A 22,613-nucleotide genomic window follows, 5' to 3' on the forward strand; every position below is an offset into this window, starting at 1 on the left:
CGGCCGGGACGGCGATGTCGCCGGTGCCGCCCCAGTAGGTGGTGGCGCCGCCTTCGACGAACCACTGGCCGGTGGAGGGGCGGAAGACCGCGATGTCGGCCGTGCCGTCGCCGTCGTAGTCGGCCGGGACGGCGATGTCGCCGGTGCCGCCCCAGTAGGTGGTGGCGCCGCCTTCGACGAACCACTGGCCGGTGGAGGGGCGGAAGACCGCGATGTCGGCCGTGCCGTCGCCGTCGTAGTCGGCCGGCACGGCGATGTCGCCGGTGCCGCCCCAGTAGGTGCTGGCGCCGCCTTCGACGAACCACTGGCCGGTGGAGGGGCGGAAGACCGCGATGTCGGCCGCACCGTCGCCGTCGTAGTCGGCCGGCACGGCGACGTCGCCGGTGCCGCCCCAGTAGGTGCTGGCGCCGCCCTCGACGAACCACTGGCCGGTGGAGGGGCGGAACACCGCGATGTCGGTCGTGCCGTCGCCGTCGTAGTCGGCGGAGACGTCGAGGTCACCGGCGCCGCCCCACCAGGTGGCGTCCTGGCCGTCGATCAGAAAGCGGCCCTCGGCGGGCCGGAAGACGCCGAGGTCGCTGTCGCCGTCGCCGTCGAAGTCGGCCACGGCCGTGCCGGTGGCGGCCGCCGCGGCGGGCGCGACGACGGTCAGCCCACCGAGGGCGAGGGCCGTGAGGGTCAGCGGTACGACGGCGCGGCTCGTGGAGGCGAGCGGGCGCAGGGGTGCCAGGACGCGGGGCACGAAGTCTCTTCTCTGTGGCGGTGGAGGCCGGTGCAGCGGTGCTGTCCGCGCGCGGGGCGAAGGGTCGTCGTTGACCACGAGCAAGGGGCGCGCGATGCCGGGTGCTCACGCAACGTAAGTGCCTGCCGCGCACAACTCAATCGTGAACAGGCACTATCGGGTGTCGGCCGTGTCACAGCCGCCCATCGCGGTCACCGTCCGTGAGCGGATGGCGCCGCTGGCGGCACTATTCGGCCGGTGACGCACCGGAGGGCGCGACGGCGACGCGGTCCAGGCCCCGCAGGTACAGGACCCACCACACGACCAGGGCGACCAGCCCCGCGAGGGCGTATCCCACGGCCACCCCGGGGGCGGCCGCCACGACGGCGCCCGTCCAGGCCAGCACCAGGACGGCCGGTGCGGAGAGCAGCTGCGCGCGCAGGCTGCGGGCGGAGTCGGCGATGCTGTGCAACCCGGTCGCGGCACCCGACTGCACGGCGATCGCGACCAGCCACACCCCCAGCGCGGGGATCAGCGGCCGGGCCTGCGGCCAGGTCTCCCCGAGCAGCGCGACGAGCACGCCCTCGGGCAGGAGCAGCACCACCGCGGTCCAGGCGACGGCGATCCCGGCCAGGGCGAGGGCGACCGCCCCCGACCACCGCAGCAGCGCCCGGCGGCCCTGGTCGCGCAGCGCGACGCCGTGGATGGTGGCGATCGTGTAGGCGCCCTGGAACAGCACGTTGACCGGGCTCAGCGCGGTCAGCGCCAGGCGCAGCACACCGGCCAGCGCCAGGCCGAACTGCGCGGCCAGCCCGTAGACGAGGAACTGGTAGGCCCCGTAGCCGGTGAGGAACTCCAGGCAGTACCGGACGATGAGCGTGCGGTCCGCGGCGAGGAAGGCCCGCCCGGCGGCGAGGTCGGGCAGCGTGCGGTCGAGGACGACGGCGACCAGCACCGACAGCGCGCCGGCGCCGCCCCAGGCGAGCACCAGCGAGGCCGCGCCGGCCCGGCCTCCGGTGAGGGCGACGGCGAGCGCGGGCACCAGGAGCACGAACCAGGCGGTGTCCAGCAGCGCGGCAGCACCGGGGCGTCCCTGCCCGAAGTAGCTGTACCGCCAGGCGTCCTGCACCAGCAGGCCGGGCAGGACCACGCCCAGCGCCACCAGCGCACTGCCGAGCCCGCCACCGACGACCAGCCCGACGGCGACGCCGGGCAGGCCGATGGCCAGGCCGATCGCGGTGGCCAGCCCGGTGGAGGCGCGGGTGAGGCCGGGCCAGCGGGCCGCCGGTGCGCCGGCGTGCCGGACGATGAGCGCCTCGCCGCAGGCGGCGCGGGCCACCCCCTGGGCGATCAGGTAGGTGGCGAAGGCGACGGCGAAGACGCCGAGCCCCCGGGCGTCCAGCGCCCGGGCGGCGGCGATGGAGATGACGAAGTTGGTGCCGCTGGAGAGCCCCTGGTCCACCAGGGTGAGCAGCCGCCGGCCGCGGGGGGCGTCGAGGTCGGCGCCGGTCACGCCGGCACCGCCGCAGGGAGGGACCGGGGGTCCGGCTCCTGCTCGCGTGCGGCGCGCACCCGGGCCAGCGCGATGGCGAGGGCCAGCGGCACGAAGTGGCCGACGTCGAGGTCCTCGGCCACCGACCAGACGGCGGTGAACACCAGCAGCGCCAGCGCCGGGCCGTCGCGGTACCGGTAGGCCGCCGCACCCCCGGCGACCAGTACCGCCACGAACAGGACGACGGCGAGGGCGCCCCCGCGGTAGAGCAGCCCCAGGTAGGTGCTGTGGCTGCCGACGCTGGCGACCAGCCCGGGCTCCCGCTCCTTGATCCCGCTGCCGAGCAGGACCGTCGGCGCCTCGGCGACCCGCTCGAGCGTCACCTCGTAGATCTGGCCGCGGGTCTCGGCGGAGCCGGCGCGGGTTTCGTTGAGCGAGGTGAGCGTCTCGGCGACCGGGGCGAGGAGCAGCACGGCGGCGACCGCCGCCACGGCGAAGCAGGTCAGCGCGGCGAACAGCGCCGGCCGGATGCGCCGCCGGAGGGCCACCAGCGCCGCCGCGGCCAGCGCCAGCACCAGGGCGAGCACGGTGTTCCGCGAGTAGGCGAGCAGCAGCGACGGGAGCAGGACGGTGACGCAGCCGAGCGTGAGCAGGACGCCCACGGGGCCGCGGCGCCGGACGTACGGCGTGCCGACGAGCAGCAGCAGGATCCCGATGGCGGCCAGCGAGCCGGACCACGTGGGGTTGCCGAGGATGCCGCCGCTGCGGACCACGAAGCCGGCGAAGTAGTCCTCGTAGGCGAGGTTGGTGACGGTGAACGCCGCGACGCTCGGGTCGTCGGTCAGGCTCGCGGGCAGCAGCCGGTCGAGGGGCAGCCGCAGCGCCTGGAACCGGGGGTAGACGAGCCAGGCGAGGATCGTCAGCACCCCCTGCACGAGGGCGACGTCGACGAGCCCGCGCCCGATGCCGGTGAGGTCGGCGCGGGACGGCCGGCCGGCGAGGAACAGCACGAGGCAGAGCCAGATCGAGAGGTTGAGCCCGGCGCTGAGGACCCGGCTCAGCGGCGGGTCGCCGGGCAGGGCGAGCACCAGGCTGGCGGCGAGGAAGAACGCCACCCCGGCGAGCAGCAGGGGTGGCCGTCCCGCGGACCGGGTGCGCAGCAGCAGCCGGACCAGCACCCACGGCCACCACAGGAAGCCCGCGCCCAGCAGCCACAGCGGGAGGTAGCCGAGCACGACGCGGCGGGAGAGCGCCGGTGCCGTCACCGGCGGAGCTCCGACCAGGCCAGCCGCGCCGTCCACCGCAGCGGCGTGCAGCGCCGGAGCGCCAGGCCGAGGCGCTGGGCGCGCAGGGTGCGCCGCCAGCCGTACTTGGCGTGCAGCTGCAGCTGGCTGCGCTCGAACCAGGCGTCGGTGACGGGGCTGCGGGTCCACCGCTCGCTGTGCTCGACCGGGCGGTCGGTGCGGACGACGGCGAGCTGCCAGCCGGCCGCGGTGGCCCGGATCGACCAGTCGATGTCCTCGGCGTACATGCGGAAGCGGGTGTCGAGCCCGCCGACGGACTCCCAGGCGTCGCGGCGCACGGCGACGCACGTCCAGGGCAGGTACTCGCCCTGGGCGAGGACCCGCAGCCGGGCGTGGTCGGGCACCGTGTTGCGCCCGGTCCAGGCGCCGGCGCGGCGCATGAGCGCCCGTTGCAGCTGCAGCCAGCGGCCCTGCCGGAGCCCGGCGGCGCGGAGGAACTCCTGGGCGGGCCGGGGCAGCCGCCCGACGCTGAAGACGGGCCGTCCGCCGGCATCCACGAGCAGCGGGCCGGCCGCGGCGAGGCGGGGGTGCGCGTCGAGCACGGCGACCAGGTCGGCCAGCGCCGGCAGCTCCAGCTGCAGGTCGAAGTTGAGCACCAGGACCGTGCGCACCGGGTGCGCCGCCAGCAGGGCGCGCGTACCGGCGTGCACGTTGACCGCGAACCCCTCGGGCTCGGCATTGCGGAGCACCGTCGCGGCGGTGGGGAGGTCGGGGTACCGGCCGGGGGCCGGGTCGTTGACGACGAGGACCAGCGGCAGCGTGTCGGCGAGCGCGTGCAGCCACGGGAGCAGCGGGGGGTTGCCGTGCAGCACGCAGACGGCCCCGGTACCGGCCGGGAGCTCGACGTGCGTCACGGGGCCTTCTCTCTCTGGGTGGGCCGGTCGGGCGCCGGTCGCACCGGGCGGGACCCGGCGGGGCGCCGGGTGCAGGTGCCGGCCGCATGAACGGTAACCACGGTGGCTCCGGGCCGTGACCGGGTCTGCCCCGTGGGGGTGAGCGGGCACCCGCGGGCCACCGGGCGCCCGCGTCGTCCGCCTACGCTTGCCGTCGCCCGGCGGTGCTGGGAGCAGGGCGCGGGCCGATCCGGCTCCGCGCACCCACCGTCGTCGAAACGAGAGCCGCATGACCTTCCGCGACCTGTTCTCCGCCGTCCGCAGGGGATGGCTGGTCGTCGTGGTGGCGGTGCTCGTCGGCGGCGCAGCCGCCACGGCCTGGACCGTGACGCGCACGCCCGAGTACGTGTCCACGGCGCAGCTGTTCCTCGGGGTCCGGACCGCGACCGAGGCGGAGGACACCCGGCAGGACACGCTCTACCTGCAGCAGCGGATGCAGTCCTACGCCGCGGTGCTGGGCAGCCCGGCGCTGGGTGCCCGCGTGGCCGACGAGCTCGACCTCGAGCTGGGCGGCGCCGACGTGGCCGAGCGGATGGACGTGACGGTGCCGGAGGGGACGGTGCTGCTCATGGTCGAGGTCCACGACTCCTCGGCCGAGCGCGCCCAGGCCATCGCGAACACCGTCGGTGCGGAGTTCGCCGGGTACCTGGCGGAGCTGGAGAACTCCGGCGGTTCGGACATCGACGCCGTCGACGTGATCACGATCGAGCCCGCGGAGCTGCCCGAGGCGCCGGCCTCGCCCGATGCGGTCGTCAACGTGCTGGCCGGGCTGCTGCTCGGGCTGGCCGTGGGTCTGGGCCTGGCGTTCCTGCGGGCGGCGCTGGACGACCGGGTGCGCACCGCCGACGACGTCGCCGCGCCCGGTCTGCGGACGCTGGGGGAGGTGCCCGCGCGCGCCCGTGGCCGCGCCCCGGTGTCCGCCGAGCGCGAGGACGGACTGCGGCGGCTGCGGCTGCACCTGCTCACCGACGAGCAGCGCCGGAAGGACCTCCGGGTGGTGGCGCTGACCGCGCCGGCGGCGGGGTGCGACATCGGGGCCATGGCGCTGGACCTGGCCCGGTCGCTGGTCGCGACCGGGGAGTCGGTGATCCTGGTGGACGCCGATCTGGCCACCCCGTGCCTGCCCCGGCTGCTGGACCTGCCGGCCGACCGGCCCGGGTTCGCCGAGCTGCTGGCCGGGAGCGTCGATCCGCAGGCGGTGCTCGTCCCGGACGTCGCGGGGCTGCGGGTGGTGCCCGCCGGGCATCCTGCCCGCCACCCGGCCGACCTGGTCCTGCCGGAGCCGGCCGAGCGGGTGCTGCGCACGCTGGCCAGGCTCGCCGACCGGGTGGTCGTCGCCGGGCCGCCGCTGGACGGGCCGGCCGAGGCGGAGGTCATCGCCACGGCCAACGACGGCGTCGTCCTGCTGCTCAGCGGAGGCACGACCCGGCGCACCGAGACGGAGACGGCGGTGCGCACGCTGGGCGCGCTCGGTGCCGACCTGCTCGGCTACGCGGTCGAGCGGCAGCGCACGCGGTAGCCGGCCCGCGTCCCGGGACTACGCGCCCGGCGGGTTCGCGAGCTGCTCCGCGCGGCGGGCGGTCGGCGGCCGCCAGCCGGTGGTGTCGCGGCGCGGCGCCGGCTCCGGCTCGACCGGGGCGGGCGGCTCGACGAGGACCCCGCGGGTCGGTGCCAGGTCGGCGGGGTCGACGGTGATCGAGCGGAACACGCCGTGGTCCAGGGCCGGCGCGAGATCCGGGCGGGCCGCGTACACCTCCTGCTCCGCCGTCCCCACGACGAAGACGCACGGGGTGCTGGCGGGGGAGCCCAGGTAGGGCTGGGAGGTGGCACCCGCCATCGTGTGCCAGGGCAGACCCATCGCCCGCACCAGCCGGTGCACCCGGTCGTCGAGGATGGTGACCATGCCGGGGACGCCGCAGTTGCGGGCGTACCGCCAGATGCCGTGGCACAGGGCGACGCTGACCTCGGCGCCCGCGGCGCCGGCGCGGTAGCGGCGGTCCACGGCGAGGCTCGCCACGTCCCACACGGTCGCGGGCGTGAGGTCGACGGCGCCCAGGCTGTCGGCGACCGGGAGCTGCCACGGCGGCCCGGCGATGTCGAGCAGGGTCTTCACCGGGCTCGTGCCGGCGGTGATCAGTCGCGCGGTGCCGAGGGCGACGCCGCTCTCGTCGTCGATGACCGCGACGAACCGCGAGCGCTCCTCGTAGGGGCCGTACTCCTGCGCCAGGAGCTCCGGTGTGTTGCCGAAGGCCTGCAGGAAGACGTCGGCCTCGACCTGTCGTGCGGCGTCCCGTTCGGCGGGGGAGTGCGCCACCAGCAGCCGGAAGGCCATGTCAGAAGGACTTCGCGACGACGGTGCCGGCGGCGAAGAAGTCCGTGGTGAACGCGACGGCGACGTCCGGGTCGAACGCCTTGCACGTGTAGATGTCCACCGAGAAGAACAGCCGCGGCCGCTCCCAGGCGTAGAAGTGCGCGCCCGACGTCTCCCAGTGGATCCAGCCGGCCCAGCCGTACAGGTCCGAGCGGTGCGTCACCGGCTCGAGGAGCTGGACCATGTCCACCTCGCGGGAGAGCGCCGAGAGGTACGCCCGGATCTGCGCGTCGTCCACGGGCGCGGCCGGGATGCCCTCGATCACCAGTCGCTGCCGGAGGATGTCCGGGGCGAGGTCGCTCCAGGGCGCGTGGGGGAGCAGGGCAGGGGCAGAGGAAGGCGGCGTCACCCGCACATAGTCCACAAACGGCAACGCAGCGTGGTGATCACGGTCGGCGTGTCGCCCGGAGGAGCGTCACCCTGCAGTGGCGCCCTCACCCGGCGGAGTCAGTCGGGGGTCGTACCCCGGCTGAGCTGGGGAATCAGGCCTGCGTCGATCAGCCCGGAGTCGGAGGCGGCCAGCCAGGGCAGGAACTCCTCGACCGGCATGGGGTGGGCGATGGCGTACCCCTGGGCGACGTCGCAGCCGAGGCGGGCGAGCGTGGCGCTCGTCGCCAGCGTCTCCACCCCTTCGGCCACCAGGCTGAGGCCGAGGGCGTGGGCGAGCGCGACGGTGCTCTGCACGATGGCCGCCGCCCGGGGATCGCGGTCGACGTCCGCAGTCAGGCTGCGATCGAGCTTCAGCTCGTCGGCGGGCAGGTGCCGCAGGTAGGCCAGCGAGCTGTACCCGGTTCCGTAGTCGTCGATCGACGTGCGGACGCCGGACCGGCGCAGCTCGGCGAGCACCCCGCGCCCGCGCTCGGGGTCGGCCATGAGCGTGTCCTCGACGAGCTCCAGCGTCAGCGCCCGCGGAGGCAGGCCGTGCCGGTGCAGCGCGTTGGCGACCTTGCCGGCCAGGTCGAGGTCGGTGACGTTGGCCGCGGACAGGTTGACCGACACCGGCAGCTCGCGCTCGGGCCACCAGCGGCCGGCCGCGGTGAGCGCCAGCTCGATCACCCGGTCGGTCAGCGGCCGCAGCAGCCCCGCCTGCTCGGCGGCCGGCAGGACGTCGGCAGGCGTGAGCAGCCCCCGGGTGGGGTGCTGCCACCGGACCAGCGCCTCGACGCCCACGATGCGGCCGTCCCGCAGGTCCATCTGGGGCTGCAGGAAGACGCGCAGCTCGTCGCCGTCGAGGGCGGACCGCAGCTCCTCCATGGTGCGCAGCCGGCCGCTGGCGGCGGTGCCCGTGACGGGGTCGGGCACGTAGACGTGCACGCGTTCGCGGGCGCGCTTCGCGCTGTACATGGCGACGTCGGCGCAGTGCAGCAGTTCCTCCACGGTCGCCGCCGGTGCCGGCGTCGTCGCGACGCCGATGCTGACGCCGACGTGCAGCCGGACGTCGGCCACGGTGAACGGCGCGTGCAGCAGGTCGCTCAGCCGCCAGGCCAGCGCGCGGGCCTCGGCGGGCTCCGCGGCCGGCATCAGGACGGCGAACTCGTCGCCGCCGAGCCGGGCCAGGACGTCGCCGGACCGCAGCGAGCGGCGCAGCCGCGGGCCGATCTGGCGCAGCAGGTCGTCGCCGGCGGTGTGGCCGAGGCTGTCGTTGATCTCCTTGAACCCGTCCAGGTCGAGCAGCAGGAGCGCGGCGGGACGCTCCCGGCGGGCCGCGGCGACGACCCGCTGGGCCTGCTCCAGCAGCGACCGGCGGTTGGCGAGCCCGGTGAGCTCGTCGGTGCGGGACTCGAGCTTGACCTGGTTGTACCCGCGGACCTCGCGGAAGGTCACGGCGATGCGGACGACGCCGGCCAGCACGCAGCCGATGGCCAGCCAGCCGGCGAGGTCGGGCACCGGCTGCGACCAGCCCGGGTTCAGCACGACGAGGCTGGCCCCGAGGCAGGCGAGCGGCACGGCCAGCAGCCGCCAGCCGATGCGGGTGCCGTTGGTGTCGGCGGGGGCCGGGCGCTCGACGGCGCCCTCGGCGGCCGCGGCGGCCAGGACGACGCAGAGGAGCCAGCCGAGCTCGAGCGGGCCGCCGTCGACGTAGGTGCCGTGCACCTTGAGGGTGAACAGGGCGATGTCGGAGACGCAGATCAGCAGCAGCCCCGCGCCGAGCAGCACGAAGGTGCGATCGAGGCGTACGCCGAGGATGCCGCCGACGGCCATCACCACGGCGATGAGCAGGACCGTGGTGATCGGTGCCACCAGGTCGACGCCGGCCACCGGCGTCTCGCCGGGGTCGGTGCGGAGGTAGGGGCCGACCACGAACGCGAACCCGGCGGACAGGCTGCCGAGGGCGGCGACGACGCCGTCGAGCCACATGCTGGGGTGGAAGCGCGGCACCCGGGTGCGGATCAGCATGACGACGGGCACGTACAGGGCCAGGTAGGCCGCGAACGAGACCGCGAGCGAGAGCGTGGACGCCGGTTCGTTGCCCTCCAGGCCGGCGGAGAGCACGCGGAGCGCGTTGCCGACCGCGCCCAGGCCCAGCGCGACGGCGAGCGCGATCCAGGCGACTCGTTCCGTCCGCACCCGTCGCGCCGCCACCACGCACGCCGCCGCGGCGGCGAGGTAGGGCAGGTTGTAGAGGACGACGTCGTACGCCCGGTCCCATGCCGCGCCGGCGGGGCGCGGCCCGATGCCGGTGGCGAACAGCGCCACCAGGCCGGCTGTCAGGAACAGCGCGGGGCCGGGGCGCCGCCGCATGGCTGCACCCTGAGATCGCTGGTCCATGCCAGCGACATCGGCCCGGGGAGGCGTCCGGTGCAGTGCTGCGGGGCCCGGATCACCCGGGCGGGGGAGACGTGCCGGCCGTCCGGTCGCCCGGCCGGCGTCGGCGCGCACGGTCACGGACGCGCTCCCGGCTGCCGATGACCTCCGCATGGAACAGTCGCTCGGGCATGACGGGCTGCCGCCGCGGACGATCGGGCCGCGCACCGACGGGGTGTCGGTGACCGTGCCGGTGGGCGCCGCCGCCGTCCTCCGCGACCTCGGCGTCGCGGGCTACGGCCGGCACGCTGCGCCGGCGTCGGCGTACGGGCCCTCCGACATCCACCGCCTGCTCCCCGCGGCCCCGCCCGCTCGGCGTCCCGAGCGGAGCGGCGCCGAGGGCGCGCCCGTGGGAGTCCCCGTCCGCGCCCTGCGGGACGAGGCCGACGGCGGGTACGACGGCGGCTCATCCTCCGGCTCGTCGGACGAGGCGCCGACGCGGACCACCGGGTTCCTGGCGCGCCTGCGCTTGCTGCCCAGGGCGGCGTAGCGCCGAGGCGCTGCAGCGACGTGAGTCGCCCGACCGGGTGGTGATCGGCGGCTGCTCTGAGTGACTCCCGTCACGTCTGCGTGTCGCACAGGCGGATCATGGGCCGTCCGCGGTACCGCCGGCCGCCCTCGCAGGCGGTGCGCCCGGGGCGTCGTGCGACGACTCCGGTCGCGAGCCGGCCGGGTCCGCGCGCGACGGACCGGCAGGTGGTGCACAACTCGTTCGCCCGCGCCCATACGCGCGGCGCCGAGGCGCATTCCCCCCACTCCGGCCGTCACCCCTGGTCGGTGGCGTCGGCGGGCCCGTGTGGTGATCCGGTTCGGGCCGTTCTCGGCATCCGAGCCCTCCACCAGCGGTTTTCCGCCCGCGGCCCGGGGCTGTCGGGGGTGTGGCGACCGGCCGGGAGCTGCCGCCGCAGCGGTCCGGAAATGCAGGCGGAAAGAATGGCGGAGGGCGGTCTGCGAGGCCGCCGAGAATGCGCCGGAGGTCTGCGATGTCCGGAAACGCACAGTAACCCCCGAGGTGCCCAGGAGCAGGAGTCCGAGCCGATCGGCGGGCAAAGGTGCACGTCACGGGCTAGTGACCCAGAGTTGGCCGTCACTCTTCGTAACTGCTTGAGCGCGCAAAGATTGGAGTGGAAAAGGCTTCTCCGGCATCCCGTTCCGTCATACGTTCTCAGCGCCTGCTCATCGTTGCCGCGGTGAGGAGGAAAGGCATGGAGATGGAAACCCGTGAGGCCGGAGCGCACGCGCCGGAGGCGTCACGGTCTTCGGGGGGATCTGTTGGGAACTGCAGGAATCGAGGGCGCCGGCGTGCGCCCGGTGGACGTGGTCGGCCCTGCCACGGAGGCGGGCGGAACGCTCGCACCCGAGATCCCCCGGCAGTACCGCTTCGAGTCGAACGCCGCCGTGCTGGTGCCGTCCGCGCCGGTCCCGGGCACGGCGCCGGAGCCCGCCGAGCATGTCGAGCGGCAGCAGCCCCGGGTCACGGCGGTCATCCCGGCGCACAACGAGGAAGTCGGCATCGCGCAGACGATCGCGAGCCTCCGCCGGCAGACGCGGCCGCCCCAGCGCATCCTCGTCGCCGCCGACAACTGCACCGACGGCACGGTGGCGATCGCCCGTGCGCTCGGCGTCGACGTGCTGGAGACCCAGGGCAACACCGCCAAGAAGGCGGGCGCGCTGAACCAGGGGCTGGCGCGGGTCCTCGCGGCGCTCGAGCCGGACGACGTCGTCCTGTCCATGGACGCCGACAGCCGGCTCAGCCCGGACTTCATCGAGCGCGGGATGCGGTACTTCGAGGCATACCGGAAGCGCGGCGGCATCAGCGGTTCCTACGAGGCCGCCGACCACCCCTCCCGGGTCGGGCTGCTCCAGAAGATCGAGTACGCCCAGGGCCTGCGGACGGTGCACCGCCGTGCGGGCCGGATCCACGTGCTCTCCGGGGCGGCCACCATGTTCACCGCCGAGGCGCTGCGGGCCGTCGCTGCCGCCCGTGGCTCCGCAGTGCTGCCCGGCGTGCCGGGGCAGATCTACCACGAGGCGTCGCTCACCGAGGACTACGAGCTGACCGTCGCCCTGCAGCGGCTCGGGTACGACCCCAGGTGCGCGCCGGACTGCCAGGTGGTCACCGACATCATGCCGACCTGGTCGGACTGGCGGACCCAGCGACTGCGCTGGCAGCGGGGCACGCTCGAGACGCTCATGACGTACGGCTTCGTCGAGCACACGCGGAAGGCGTGGCTGGTCCAGGCGTGGACGTACTTCCGCAGCCTCGTGCCGCTGCTCATGATCGCGGCCTGGTCGTACGCGCTGGCCCTCGAAGAGCCGTCGCTGCACCTGATCTGGCTGCTGATCATCCCGGTCTTCGTCCTCGACCAGGTGCTGGCGTCCTGGAAGGCGGGCCGGCGGGGCCGCCTCTACGCGGCGGCGCTGCTCCCGATGGTCGTCTACGACATGGCCCAGTCGGTCGTGAACTGGCAGGCCCTGTCCCGCGCGCTGCACGGCGCCGAGCCCGAGTGGATCACCTGATGGACGCCGAGTTCCCCGCCCTGCTCGAGCAGATCAGCCACGACGGGTTCATGGGCGCCACCGCCGTCCTGACGGCGGTCACGGTCCTGATGCTGACCCTCGCGGTGCGACGGATCCTGCCGAAGAACGACCGGGACGACACCCTGCCGTCCCAGGAGCGGGGCGGGCGATGACCGTCACCACCGAGGCGCCGACGGGGGCCTACCGGGCACCGCACTGGCACGACGCGCTGCTGCAGAGCCTGCCCGACCGGCTGCTCCACCCGCGCAGCCGCCGGTGGATCGCCGGGCTGCCGATGACCCTGCTGGCCGTCGTGCTGGCGGGCCTGGCGCTCCGGTTGCGCAACGGCGCCTCGGCCGACGAGGCCCTCGCCGTCAACGCCGGCCGGGAGCAGATCGCCCAGTGGGTCACGCAGGCCTCGGCCGGGGTCCCCGACGTCTCGCTGCCCGGCGCGCCGTTCCTCTACCCCGTGCTGGCCGCCGCGCTCGACAGCGTCGGGGGGCTGTTCCTCGTCCGCGCCGTCGGGCTGGCCTGCGTGGTGGCCGCGATGGTGCTGCTGGCGGGGGCGGTCGCAGTGCGCTTCTCGCACCGGACCGGTGTCCTCGCGGCGGCCGCCTTCGCGCTGAGCGCCCCCGTGGTGTTCGTCGCGGGCCTCGGCACGGCGGACGCGGTCGCACTGGCCGGCCTCGCCGCCGCCCTCTGGGCGATCGCGGCGCGCCGAGGTACCGCGTCCGCGCTGGCAGCCGGCGCGCTGCTCGCGCTGGTGCCCGTCCTCGAGTACTCCACCGCACTGCTGGCCCCGGTCGTCCTCGCGGCGGGGGCCGCCATGACCAGCGGCGGCGCGGCCCGGCGGACCGGCATGCACCGCCGGACGGGCGCACCCCGCGGGACGGGTGCGCTCCGCCGCACGGCCGTCGTCGGCGGCACGGCGGTACTCCTGGCCGGCGCGCTGCACCTGCTGGGGGCAGGGCCGGCCGCCCGGGCCTGGACCGACCTCTTCGGGAACGCGCCGCTGAGCCCGCACCCGTGGTCGGGGCTGGTCGGCTGGCTCGTGCTCGACATCGGCATCCTGGTCGCGCTCGCCGGGGCCGGGGCGGTGGTGCTCCTCCGCACCGGCCGGCCGAACGCGCTGCTGGCCGTGGTGCTGCTCGCCGGGAGCGCCCTGTTCCCGGCCGCGCAGCTGTGGACGGGGTCGGCGGTGGCGTTCGACCGGAACCTGGCCTACTCCGCGCTGTTCCTGGCGCCCCTGGCCGGCCTCGCGCTGACCCGCATGTCGCGGGGGACGTGGCGGCTCGGGCCGGTGCTGCTGATCCTGCCGGTGCTGGTGCTGTTCGGTGTCTCCCGGTCGGGGGCCGTCTACGCGGCGTGGCCGGACGTCCGGTCGGTCGTCGCCGAGATCCTCGACGACCCGGCGCCGGGGTCGTACCTGGCCAGCGGCACCGCCGCGGAGGCGCTCGAGTACTACACGAACGACCAGCCCGCCGTGCATTGGGCGGACACCTACGGTCTCTACGCCCGCGGCGAGGATGCCGTCCGGGTGGCCGTGGAGGACCTGCACTTCGAGGCGATCGTCCTGCACTCGGCCAGCACCGGATCGCCGCCGGAGGACGCGATGGAGGGCGTCGTGCTGCAGGCGCTGCACGACAACTACACCGACTACGAGCTCGTCGCGACGATCCCGGCCTCGGGTGTCGCTGACGCCGACATGTGGCTGGTCTACCGGCAGGTGTCCGGATGAGGCGCGGGCCCTGGCAGCGGGTGCTGCCGGTGGCGCTGGCGGTCGTGCTCGGGCTGGGCTTCGCCGGCTACCGGGTGGCGTCCGACGTGGCGACGAACCAGGTGGCGTCGGTGGACGCCGCGTCGGCCGGGTCGCCGGACCTCCGCCCGCTCGACAGCGACTGCTCCGGCGGGTACGTCGTCCTCAGCTTCGACGACGGGCCCCGGCAGCACAGCGCGGAGCTGCTCGACCGGCTGGACGCCCTCGGCCTCAGCGCCGTCTTCTTCTGGAGCGGGCACAACATCGAGGGCCGCGGGGAGCTCGTCCGGCGCGCCGTCGCCGAGGGGCACGTCCTGGGCAACCACACCCAGTCGCACGTGGACCTCACGACCGGGGAGCTGCCCTCGGGCGACCGGGTGGTGCCCTGGGGAGCCGCGCAGATCCGCGAGGAGCTGATGCGGACCAACGAGCTGCTCGTGGCCAACGGCGCCCCGGTGCCGCAGTTCTACCGGCCGCCGTACGGGGCGGTGAACCGCCAGGTGGACGACGTCGCGCGGACGCTGGGACTGCAGCTGGTCATGTCCTTCGGCCACGACGCCAGTGACAACCTCGTCGACTCCCACGACACCGAGGGGATCTCCACCGCGGCGATCGCGGCCAACGTCGTCGGACCGATGCGCGACGGCTCGATCATCACCATGCACGACGGTCTGGGGCAGGCGACGCTCAACTCGATCGACGCCCTGCAGCCGATCGTCGACGCCATGAACGAGCGCGGGCTCTGCACCACCACCGAGGTGCGAGCCGATGCGACCGGGCGGGTGCTCGAGTTCCCGGAGCCGGCTCAGGTGCCGAGTTCGGCGCCGAACGCCTCGGCGAACGGGTAACCCCGAGCGCTCTCGATCGTCATGTCCCACACGTAGGCGCCCCGCACGCGGTGGCCGGCGTCGGCGAGCGCGCGGTAGGCGGCGAGGTACTCCTCGACGGGCATCTGCCCCGGAGCGCCGAGGGCGGACCCGGCGTAGGTGGTCCCGATCGCGAACCGGGACGGCGGGAGACCGCGGTCGACCAGGCGCCGTGCCGTGGCCACGATGTCGGCCCGGCGCTGGGCAGGGGTCTGCGCGAAGTCGTAGAACTGCGGCCCGTAGAGGTCGCAGACCCGCCCGCGCCACGTGCGGCCGTCCACCGTGGCCTCGCCCTCGGCCAGGGCGAAGTCCTCGTACAGGCGCAGGCCGGGCTCGGCGGAGACGGTGACGGCGAAGTCGGCCCCCCGGCCGGCCTTGAGCCGGGCGCTGGCGCTGACCAGGGAGGGCAGATCGGTGCCCGACCCACCCTGCTCGAGGTCCCAGTCGACGCCGTCGCATCCGTAGAAGTCGCAGATCTCCCCGACGCCGGCGACCACCTCGTCCACCTGCTCGTCGGTGCGCATCCGGATCCCGCCGTCGACCGCACCGCCGACGGACAGCAGGACCGCGGCGCCGCGGGCCTGGACCGCAGCGATGTCGGCGCGCAGCTGCTCGGGGGTGACGCCGCTGCCCTGGTCGGGGTCGAACTCCAGCCGTCCGGTGCCGGGCTGCGCGCTGGTGGCGAAGGCGAGGAAGAAGACGGTCACCCGGTCGCTGGCCGTGGTCAGCGGCGGGGAGCTGTCGGCCCGCCAGTACTCGGCGACGACGGCGCTGGGGAGGGGCTCCACCGGGGGGTCGGTCGAACGCACGGCGATGACGGCTCCTGTCGCGACGACCACCGACACGAGGCCGGCGAGGCCCACCATCGTGGCCCGGCGAACGCGAGAGGGCACCGGTTCCCTTCCAGCAGTCGGGCGCACCCGGGAGTGCCTGACGGGAGCGGTCCGGTCCCGCTGACGGCGATCCTAGGGTCGCGCGGTCGGTGCCGGTCGCGGCGCGCAGGTGGCCGCTCCTCGTGGGGGCGCCTCGGCGCGGGTCGGGCGGCTCGGCGGGTCCGAGCGCTTATCGTGGCCGGACCGCGCCGGGTGCGCGGAACGTGGGCCGGCGCGGCGACGCCGGCCACCTGATGGGGGTGACGGCGCATGGGCGGCGACGGACGGCGGGACCCGGCCGGCGACGGCCCCCGGTACTCCGGCGGCGAGCAGTCGCAGGGTGCACCGGAGACGGGTCCGCCCGCCCCGCCCCCGCCGCCGCTCGGTGCTCCGCCGCCCTGGCCGGCCGCGGCGCCGCCGGTCACGCCGGTGTACAGCGTCGGACCGCAGGCGTGGCTGGCGGAGGACGCGCCGGCTCCTGCCGTTCCGCCGCCACCGCCACCGCCACCGCCGCGGCAGGCCCCGCCGCCGCCCCCTGTCCCGCGCCCGACCCGTGAGCTGCCCGCGCAGGCGCCGCAGCCGTGGGCTCGGCCCGAGCCGAGCGTGCCGCTGGTGGGCCCGCGGCGGCGTGAGCGGCCGATCGGGCTGCTCGTCGCCACCGCCGTCGCGCTCGTCGTGGTGGTGGGCGGCGGCTTCTTCGTCGCCGGCCTGTTCTCGACGTCCACCGACGGCTCCGCCACCGGCGGCGACGCCGTGGCACAGAGCGGGGGAACCACGTCCGAGAGCGGTACCGACACGGCGGGCACGGCCTCCGCGCCGCTGCAGCCGGTGTCAGTGCAGGCGACCTGCCAGGCGCCGCCGAGCGTCGACGCGGCCGGCAACACGGTCACCTACGAGCCGGCCCTGACGCTGGACGCCGTCGGGGCCACGGCCTGGCGGTGCCCCGGCTCGGCCGTGGGCCAGCAGCTGGTCTACGACTTCGGCGCGCCCGTCACCCTGACCTCGGTGGCGCTCGTGCCCGGGTACGCGAAGGTGGACCCGGCCGACGGGACGGACCGGTTCCTGGAGAACCGCACCGTCACCGAGGTGGTGTGGCGGTTCGACGACGGGCAGCCGGTGCGCCAGACGATCGCCACGCCCACCGCGACGGCGGCGCAGCTGGAGATCCCCGGCGGCGTGACCACCCAGCGGGTGGTGCTGGAGATCGGCGGCACCGGAAACGACGCGGCGATCCGGAACTTCACCGCGATCAGCGACGTCCGGTTCTCGGGGTACTGACCGGCGCTCAGCTCGTCAGGAGCCAGCGGACGGCGCAGTCCCAGTACCGTCGGCCCATGACCTCGGCAGATCAGGCGGTCAGCCGGACCACGCCGCGGCCTCCCGGTGGTCCGCTGCGCTTCCGCGCCGACATCGCGGGCCTGCGCGCCGTGGCGGTGGGCCTGGTCGTCGCCGACCACGTCTTCGGCTGGCCCCACGGCGGCTTCATCGGCGTCGACGTCTTCTTCGTGATCTCCGGGTACCTGATCACCTCGCTGCTCCTCCGGGAGCTCGCGTCGACGGGCACCGTCTCCTTCCGCGACTTCTACGTCCGGCGCGCCAAGCGGATCCTGCCCGCGGCCATGGTGGTGCTGGCGGTGACCGTGGCCGTCGGGTACGTCCTCTTCTTCCTGCCGCGGGCGAACCAGACCGCGGTCGATGCGCTGGCCGCGGCCCTGTTCGTCGAGAACTGGCACCTGGTGGCCGTCGGGACCGACTACTTGCAGGCGCAGGGGCCGGTGTCGCCGGTGCAGCACTACTGGTCGCTGTCGATCGAGGAGCAGTTCTACGCGCTCTGGCCGCTGCTGCTGCTCGTCGGCTTCCAGCTGTTCGACCTCGGCCGCCGACCGCGGCGGCTGGTGTGGCTGCTCATCGCGGGGATCGCCGTCTCGCTGGCCTGGGCGGCCTACCGGACGGGCACGGCGCCGACGGCTGCCTACTTCGACACCCTGGCGCGGGCCTGCGCGCTGCTGGCCGGAGCGCTCGTCGCCGTCGTCGGGGGGTCGGCGGCCATCGCCGACCGGTTCCGGGTGGGGCTGAGCCTCGGCGGGCTCGTGGTCATCCTCGGCTCCGCCGTGGTGATCTCGCCGTCCTCGCCGTTCCCCTTCCCGTGGGTGCTGGCGCCGGTGCTCGGGGCGGCGATGGTGGTGCTGGCCGACCCGCCCCGGTCCGGGGCGACCGTCCTGCTGACCAATCCGGTGGCCGGGCGACTCGGCCAGTGGTCGTACTCGATCTACCTGTGGCACTTCCCGGTGGTGGTGTTCGGGGTGGGCGCCTTCGGGAGCTCCGTCGGAGTCCAGCTGGCCCTGCTGGCCCTCACCGTGGCCCTGTCGGCCGCCACGTACCGGTGGATCGAGCGACCCGTCCTGGACCTCCGCTCCCGCCCTCGCTACTCCTCGCCGTACGAGCGACGCCGCCGCGGGGGAGTCGGGCTGCCCGTCACCGTGGCCGGGGTGCTGCTCATGGTGGGCGCAGCCCAGTTCTGGGGGCCGGCGTGGTTGCGGGGGGCCGACACCGGCACCTCCAGTGCGGCCCCGGCGAGCTCTGCCGACGGGGAACGGCCGACCGCCGCCGAGCTCGCGGAGCAGGTGGAGGACGCGCTGTCCGCCGAGTCGTGGCCGGCCGACCTCACGCCCTCCCTCGACGGGCTGGGGCCCGAGCAGCAGCCGGTGGAGATGGGCACCTCTGCTCCGGGGTGCCGGAACATCGTGGCAGCCAGCGACGACCCCCTGGTCTGCCAGCACGGGCCGGAGGACGCGACCAAGACGGCCCTCCTGGTCGGCGATTCCGTCGCGATGAGCTGGGGCCCCACGGTCAACGCGACGTTCGAGGGCGACGACTGGCAGGTGCTCGCGCTCGGCTACGCCAGCTGCCCGTTCATCGACGTCGCCGTGGCCCCGCCGAGCGAGGGCCCCGACTTCCCTCAGGAGTGCGCGGCGGCGCGCCAGAGCACGCTGGAGTTCATCGAGGAGACCGCACCCGACGTGCTGGTCGTGTCGGCAGGGCAGGGGTACTTCGGCAACTTCGTCAGCGGCGTCGGCAGGGACGGCGACGTCGAGGCCGCCATCGACGAGTGGCGGCGCGGCCTGGAGTCCACCGTCGAGGCGGTGACGCCGTACGTCGGTTCGGTGGTCGTCCTGGGCAATCCGCCGCTGGGCGCCGACCCCCGCGAGTGCGGCGGCCGGCTGGGTGGTCCGGAGGACTGCGTCGCGCCGGTCAGCCGCGGCTTCCTCCACAAGACCGAGGCCGAGCAGGCCGCCGTCGAATCGCTGCAGGCGGCCGGTGCGGACGTGACCTACGTGGACACCCGGGAGCTGTTCTGCGCGGACGACCGCTGCCCCGCTTTCGCGGGCTCGGTCCTGCTGCGCACCGACCAGACCCACCTGACTGCGGCCGCCGCGGACATGGTCGCGGGCGCTGTGCGGGAGATGATCCCGGCCCGGGTCCGGTCGTGACCGCGATGGCTCAGGCGTTCGCCGGTCACTGACGGGCGGGGGTCATTCCGTCACGAACGCGACGACGGCCTCGGCGAGGGCGTCGGCCACGACCCCGCGGCCGGCGGGGTCGGTGAGCAGCGCGGCGTCGCCGGGGTTGCCGAGGTTCCCGGCCTCGAGCATCACCGCTGGGACGTCGGAGTGGTTGAGCGTGCCGAGGTCGGTGCGCTCGTCGATGCCGTCGCGCCCGAGGTAGGTGGCGGGTGTCAGCCCGGCGTCGACCAGCTCGTCCCGCACCGCGAGCGCCGCGCGGGCGCTGTCGGCCTGGATGTCGTCGGTCCACCCGGGGAGCAGCCCGGGCTGGATCACGTGGAAGCCGTGCGCAGCGGGTGCCGCGCCGTCGGCGTGCAGGGAGAAGAGGAGGTCGGCGGGTAGGTCGTTGCCGGCCCGGCCGCGCTCGTCGATGCAGGGCCCCCAGCCGGCGTCCTGCTCGCGGGTGAGCGCCACGGTGGCGCCCAGGGCCTCGAGCCGCTCCCGGAGCGCGAGGGCCAGCTCCCAGTTGATCGTCGCCTCAAGAGTCCCGTCCGCGGTGGCGGTGCCGGTGGTGTTGCAGGCCTTCTCGAAGCCGCCGGCATCGACGGGACGGTTGATCTCCGCGGGGTACTGGGCGTTGTCCCGGTTGTGCCCGGGATCGAGGACGACGGTGCGCCCGGCGAGGGGGAGGGGAGCGGGGGACGGGTTCGTCCCGCTCGCGGACACCGGTGCCGACGTGCCGATCGCCCGCCCGGACGCCGGCGCGCCGGCCCCGTCCGTCAGGGCCAGGACGACGAGGCCCGCACAGGCCAGGCCGAGGGCGAGCACGAGCGCCAGTAGGAGCAGCGCGCGCCGGCGGCCCGCGGCCGGTCCGCCCCTGCGGGGCATCACAAGGCCGGCCCCGGCGCAGAATCGCGGGAGAGCGTGGGCGTCACGGCTCCTCCAGACGGGACGGCGGAAAGATCAGAGAACCGGGCCGACAGTGGGACCAAGTCCTCACTGGTGGCTTCCCACAGCACCCACTAGAGCGACGCCACTACAACCCAACAGACCTGAAAGCCCTCGGTCGACGCCTGCCGCAGCTCCTAGACCGGCGCCTAGTAAGAGCCCGAGGCAAGGGATCGCTGAACCAGTTCGCGTAGCAATTGCAATCGTTCGCGTCCAGCCGCCAACGCGGCGGCAGACGCAGGCGCCTGGTCCAGCGCAGCAGTGATGACCTCCCCAATTGGTGACCTTCCATCGGCTGCATGGAGGTCTGGATGAATGCTGCCTAACGTCGGGATTATTTTGGTATCAAAGGCATCAATCAGCGGGATGGGTTGAGCCCCCTGAGTCCAGCCCAATAGAAGACCGTGGAGACGATTGCTGACGACAGCGACCGACCCCCGATAAGCCGCCAGAACGCGTTCGAGCTGATCTGCGTGAGAACCCTCCCAGCCAACCACCACGCTACCCGGAATCGTGCGCGACAGGCTCATGTGGCGTTCCTCATCTCTGCGCACTTGAGTAACGAACACGATGGTCATCGTGTTGTCCCGAGCCCAGTCGATCAGTTCCGTTAGCAAGCCCGGCGGAAGGTCTCGGTCAGACCTCAACGATAAAGCGAGCACCTTCCGGTCCGAAACGCTAGGGGCCCATGCACGCGATTCTTCTGGCAGGATCCCAAGATCGGGGAAGACTGGGGCACCAGAAACTCCGACAGTCTCCGCCGACAAGCTGTCTCGCAGAGAAACCAGTCTTGCCCTGCGCACCGTCAGTCGTGCTATCGCTCCGGCAAACCTACCGCTTCCACGATATGCCCGACCAACGATTAGAACCCCGCGCGCCAGACTGGAGCAGACCACGGCCAGTGCGGCATTCGCGACACCTCGGGCGATTCCTCTCAAAGTATCGTCAAGACCTTGAGGGCCAGGGGCGTAGACAAGCATGGCCTGCCCCCGTACCACGTGACGAAGAAGACTCCCCAACCATGACACGGTACGTCGATGTAGGACTACTCCAGGCGGCAACTCAAATGCGTCTACGTAGCTCGCCGGCATTTCCGCGACCAGAAGGTGCACGTTGGCTGAGCTGTCGATGAGCCAGCGAACCAAGTTTCGACGAATGACTATATCGCCAAGGTTGTCCGCCTGTGCAGATATCGACATGTAGACCGCTGTGCCACGAGATGCACGCTTCATGAGGACGACTCACAGTCATATTTTGCGTGTAGCAGACCTATCTTCATCCTGAGATATCCCACCAAGAGGCATGCTTGGGCAAAGTATGCGATGGATCCCCCGATAGCCGCACCAAGTGCTCCATGCAGCAATGCTCCCACGGCCACGGACGTGAGAAATAGTCCGGTAGTGAGCGACGATACAGTGGCGACGGCTCGCTGTGCGCCGAGCCCCTGCAGGAAGGCGTTGAGTAGCGAGGCGGCGCTCGCCGCCACGAGGCCGATCAGCGTCGCCTGTAGTGGCATGACTGCCGCAGTGTATTCGGGGCCTAGCACCTGCGGCAGCACCAGTGGTGCGACGGCAGCACAGCCACAGTAGATAGCCGAAGTACCGAGCCACAAGATAGTAGAGAATCGAACGAGACGTTTAACCTGTAACCCACCTCGCGCCTTCGCGACGGCCGGAAGCAGCGCCGTGGCTAAGGAAGTGGCTACCATCCGTAGGGGCCCCGTCAGTCGCGCAGGGATGGCATAAAGTCCAGCTTCCACAGCTCCGACTAGTGCGGCCGTGAGGGCAACGTCGACGTTCCTCGCCTGCGTTGCCGCAGAGTTGACCCAGAAGCTTCTCCCGGCCCTGACCAGCCTGACCCAAGACAGGCCGTGACCGGACGGCAAGCTACGTCGAACGCTGCGACCGACAATGACGGCGGCAACGAGAGAGACGGAGCCCGACGCGGATGCGAAGGCTAGAACTGCGTCGAGGCCAATCCACGACAAAGCAACGAATGTGACAAGAGTGGCCCCCCGACGAATCACAGTGGAGACGGCACTGCGTGATGCGTAACCGTCGGCCACCCATAGCGCGGAGGATGCGTCGGCACTACGGTCTGCGCCTATCCACAGACTTAACGGCAACATCGCTAGGAACACCTCGTCGCCAAGGAGGCCCAGTAGTAGGAGGCTCACCAGTGTCGAGGCCGACAGTGCCGAGGACACCCTCGTGTGAAGTGCCATGCACGCTGCCGGGAGACCGCTCGACGAATCAGCCGCGCGTTCTCTGACGGCCAGTGTGCTCACGCCCAAGTCGACGGCCATCTGGATGAAGGCCGCCAACCCCAGGAATCCCGCGACAAGCGCAAACTCGGGGACACTGCAGGCACGAGCAAGCAGAATCAGGGTAAACGCTTGCAAGCCGGCCGAAAAGAAGCGGCTAACCGTGAGCCAAAGGAACTGGCGCCCCAACCTCACTGTCCGTCCAGGGAGGACGCTGGGCTCTGTCCCCCCAACGGATGTCGCCGACCCCGGATAACTCGGGGTATCAGGTCGGCTCATAGTGGGCCCTAGCCGCCCAG

General features: G+C 73.5%; 19 protein-coding genes. 8 read left to right on the forward strand and 11 right to left on the reverse strand.

Going from position 1 to position 22,613, the window contains the following annotated elements:
* From ACI79T_RS12715 to ACI79T_RS12730, 4 genes are all read right to left on the reverse strand, one after another.
* Positions 1–742: FG-GAP repeat domain-containing protein (locus tag ACI79T_RS12715; RefSeq protein ID WP_456610431.1), on the reverse strand; the 742-nt coding region annotated here is incomplete at its 3' end.
* 226 nt (positions 743–968) lie between these two features.
* On the reverse strand, positions 969–2,234 hold the full coding sequence (locus ACI79T_RS12720) for a hypothetical protein (protein WP_456610432.1): 1,266 nt from the start codon (positions 2,232–2,234) through the stop codon (positions 969–971).
* The gene (locus ACI79T_RS12725) at positions 2,231–3,478 is read right to left on the reverse strand and encodes an O-antigen ligase family protein (RefSeq protein ID WP_456610433.1); all 1,248 of its coding nucleotides are present in this window, start codon (positions 3,476–3,478) and stop codon (positions 2,231–2,233) included. The genes ACI79T_RS12720 and ACI79T_RS12725 overlap by 4 nt, the downstream gene beginning before the upstream one ends.
* Positions 3,475–4,371 carry a glycosyltransferase family 2 protein gene (locus ACI79T_RS12730; RefSeq protein WP_456610434.1) on the reverse strand — a complete coding sequence of 299 codons (897 nt, stop codon included), beginning with the start codon at positions 4,369–4,371 and terminating at the stop codon, positions 3,475–3,477. Before ACI79T_RS12730 ends, ACI79T_RS12725 begins: the two co-directional genes overlap by 4 nt.
* Positions 4,372–4,639: 268 nt before the next feature.
* Between ACI79T_RS12730 and ACI79T_RS12735 the strand changes: the two genes are divergently transcribed.
* Positions 4,640–5,929, forward strand: coding sequence for a Wzz/FepE/Etk N-terminal domain-containing protein (locus ACI79T_RS12735; RefSeq protein WP_456610435.1), 1,290 nt, complete (start codon positions 4,640–4,642; stop codon positions 5,927–5,929).
* A gap of 18 nt (positions 5,930–5,947) precedes the next feature.
* Here the strand turns inward: ACI79T_RS12735 and ACI79T_RS12740 are convergent, their stop codons facing one another.
* The 3 genes from ACI79T_RS12740 to ACI79T_RS12750 all read right to left on the reverse strand — a co-directional run bounded on the left by ACI79T_RS12740 (position 5,948) and on the right by ACI79T_RS12750 (position 9,523).
* A complete protein-coding gene (locus tag ACI79T_RS12740) occupies positions 5,948–6,742 on the reverse strand; it encodes a hypothetical protein (protein WP_456610436.1) in 795 nt (264 codons plus the stop codon).
* Position 6,743: 1 nt separating this feature from the next.
* Complete coding sequence (locus ACI79T_RS12745) at positions 6,744–7,130, reverse strand: S-adenosylmethionine decarboxylase (RefSeq protein WP_456610437.1); 387 nt, start codon at positions 7,128–7,130, stop codon at positions 6,744–6,746.
* A gap of 98 nt (positions 7,131–7,228) precedes the next feature.
* A complete protein-coding gene (locus tag ACI79T_RS12750; protein WP_456610438.1) occupies positions 7,229–9,523 on the reverse strand; it encodes a putative bifunctional diguanylate cyclase/phosphodiesterase in 2,295 nt (764 codons plus the stop codon).
* A gap of 175 nt (positions 9,524–9,698) precedes the next feature.
* On the opposite strand from ACI79T_RS12750, the gene ACI79T_RS12755 reads away from it, so the two are divergent.
* The 5 genes from ACI79T_RS12755 (at position 9,699) to ACI79T_RS12775 (ending at position 14,710) form a co-directional block, all read left to right on the forward strand.
* On the forward strand, positions 9,699–10,076 hold the full coding sequence (locus ACI79T_RS12755; protein WP_456610439.1) for a hypothetical protein: 378 nt from the start codon (positions 9,699–9,701) through the stop codon (positions 10,074–10,076).
* A gap of 782 nt (positions 10,077–10,858) precedes the next feature.
* On the forward strand, positions 10,859–12,106 hold the full coding sequence (locus tag ACI79T_RS12760; RefSeq protein ID WP_456610440.1) for a glycosyltransferase: 1,248 nt from the start codon (positions 10,859–10,861) through the stop codon (positions 12,104–12,106).
* Complete coding sequence (locus ACI79T_RS12765; RefSeq protein WP_456610441.1) at positions 12,106–12,279, forward strand: hypothetical protein; 174 nt, start codon at positions 12,106–12,108, stop codon at positions 12,277–12,279. Before ACI79T_RS12760 ends, ACI79T_RS12765 begins: the two co-directional genes overlap by 1 nt.
* A complete protein-coding gene (locus tag ACI79T_RS12770; RefSeq protein ID WP_456610442.1) occupies positions 12,276–13,844 on the forward strand; it encodes a hypothetical protein in 1,569 nt (522 codons plus the stop codon). The genes ACI79T_RS12765 and ACI79T_RS12770 overlap by 4 nt, the downstream gene beginning before the upstream one ends.
* A complete protein-coding gene (locus tag ACI79T_RS12775) occupies positions 13,841–14,710 on the forward strand; it encodes a polysaccharide deacetylase family protein (protein WP_456610443.1) in 870 nt (289 codons plus the stop codon). The genes ACI79T_RS12770 and ACI79T_RS12775 overlap by 4 nt, the downstream gene beginning before the upstream one ends.
* On the opposite strand, the gene ACI79T_RS12780 is transcribed toward ACI79T_RS12775, so the two are convergent.
* Positions 14,668–15,621, reverse strand: coding sequence for a hypothetical protein (locus ACI79T_RS12780; RefSeq protein WP_456610444.1), 954 nt, complete (start codon positions 15,619–15,621; stop codon positions 14,668–14,670). The two genes, ACI79T_RS12775 and ACI79T_RS12780, sit on opposite strands and share 43 nt — an antisense overlap.
* A gap of 591 nt (positions 15,622–16,212) precedes the next feature.
* On the opposite strand from ACI79T_RS12780, the gene ACI79T_RS12785 reads away from it, so the two are divergent.
* The gene (locus ACI79T_RS12785) at positions 16,213–16,878 is read left to right on the forward strand and encodes a hypothetical protein (protein WP_456610445.1); all 666 of its coding nucleotides are present in this window, start codon (positions 16,213–16,215) and stop codon (positions 16,876–16,878) included.
* A gap of 56 nt (positions 16,879–16,934) precedes the next feature.
* Complete coding sequence (locus ACI79T_RS12790) at positions 16,935–19,091, forward strand: acyltransferase family protein (RefSeq protein WP_456610446.1); 2,157 nt, start codon at positions 16,935–16,937, stop codon at positions 19,089–19,091.
* Between the two features lie 42 nt (positions 19,092–19,133).
* Here the strand turns inward: ACI79T_RS12790 and ACI79T_RS12795 are convergent, their stop codons facing one another.
* The 3 genes from ACI79T_RS12795 to ACI79T_RS12805 form a co-directional block, all read right to left on the reverse strand.
* Positions 19,134–19,991 (reverse strand): N-acetylmuramoyl-L-alanine amidase, encoded by an 858-nt coding sequence (locus ACI79T_RS12795; RefSeq protein WP_456610447.1) that lies wholly within the window; start codon positions 19,989–19,991, stop codon positions 19,134–19,136.
* A gap of 209 nt (positions 19,992–20,200) precedes the next feature.
* Entirely contained in the window at positions 20,201–21,283 is a 1,083-nt protein-coding gene (locus tag ACI79T_RS12800) for a polysaccharide pyruvyl transferase family protein (RefSeq protein ID WP_456610448.1), read from the reverse strand.
* Positions 21,280–22,593, reverse strand: coding sequence for a lipopolysaccharide biosynthesis protein (locus ACI79T_RS12805; protein WP_456610449.1), 1,314 nt, complete (start codon positions 22,591–22,593; stop codon positions 21,280–21,282). Before ACI79T_RS12805 ends, ACI79T_RS12800 begins: the two co-directional genes overlap by 4 nt.
* Positions 22,594–22,613 lie beyond the last annotated feature (20 nt).

The sequence above is a fragment of the Blastococcus sp. SYSU DS0619 genome (assembly GCF_054051035.1).

Excerpts from the sequence above, each read along its gene's own strand:
- ACI79T_RS12795 (WP_456610447.1), bottom strand. The coding sequence starts at position 19,991 with ATGCCCCGCAGGGGCGGACCGGCCGCGGGCCGCCGGCGCGCGCTGCTC.
- ACI79T_RS12765 (WP_456610441.1), top strand. The coding sequence starts at position 12,106 with ATGGACGCCGAGTTCCCCGCCCTGCTCGAGCAGATCAGCCACGACGGG.
- ACI79T_RS12805 (WP_456610449.1), bottom strand. The coding sequence starts at position 22,593 with ATGAGCCGACCTGATACCCCGAGTTATCCGGGGTCGGCGACATCCGTT.
- ACI79T_RS12770 (WP_456610442.1), top strand. The coding sequence starts at position 12,276 with ATGACCGTCACCACCGAGGCGCCGACGGGGGCCTACCGGGCACCGCAC.
- ACI79T_RS12750 (WP_456610438.1), bottom strand. The coding sequence starts at position 9,523 with ATGCGGCGGCGCCCCGGCCCCGCGCTGTTCCTGACAGCCGGCCTGGTG.
- ACI79T_RS12755 (WP_456610439.1), top strand. The coding sequence starts at position 9,699 with ATGGAACAGTCGCTCGGGCATGACGGGCTGCCGCCGCGGACGATCGGG.
- ACI79T_RS12775 (WP_456610443.1), top strand. The coding sequence starts at position 13,841 with ATGAGGCGCGGGCCCTGGCAGCGGGTGCTGCCGGTGGCGCTGGCGGTC.
- ACI79T_RS12740 (WP_456610436.1), bottom strand. The coding sequence starts at position 6,742 with ATGGCCTTCCGGCTGCTGGTGGCGCACTCCCCCGCCGAACGGGACGCC.
- ACI79T_RS12800 (WP_456610448.1), bottom strand. The coding sequence starts at position 21,283 with ATGAAGCGTGCATCTCGTGGCACAGCGGTCTACATGTCGATATCTGCA.
- ACI79T_RS12735 (WP_456610435.1), top strand. The coding sequence starts at position 4,640 with ATGACCTTCCGCGACCTGTTCTCCGCCGTCCGCAGGGGATGGCTGGTC.
- ACI79T_RS12790 (WP_456610446.1), top strand. The coding sequence starts at position 16,935 with ATGACCTCGGCAGATCAGGCGGTCAGCCGGACCACGCCGCGGCCTCCC.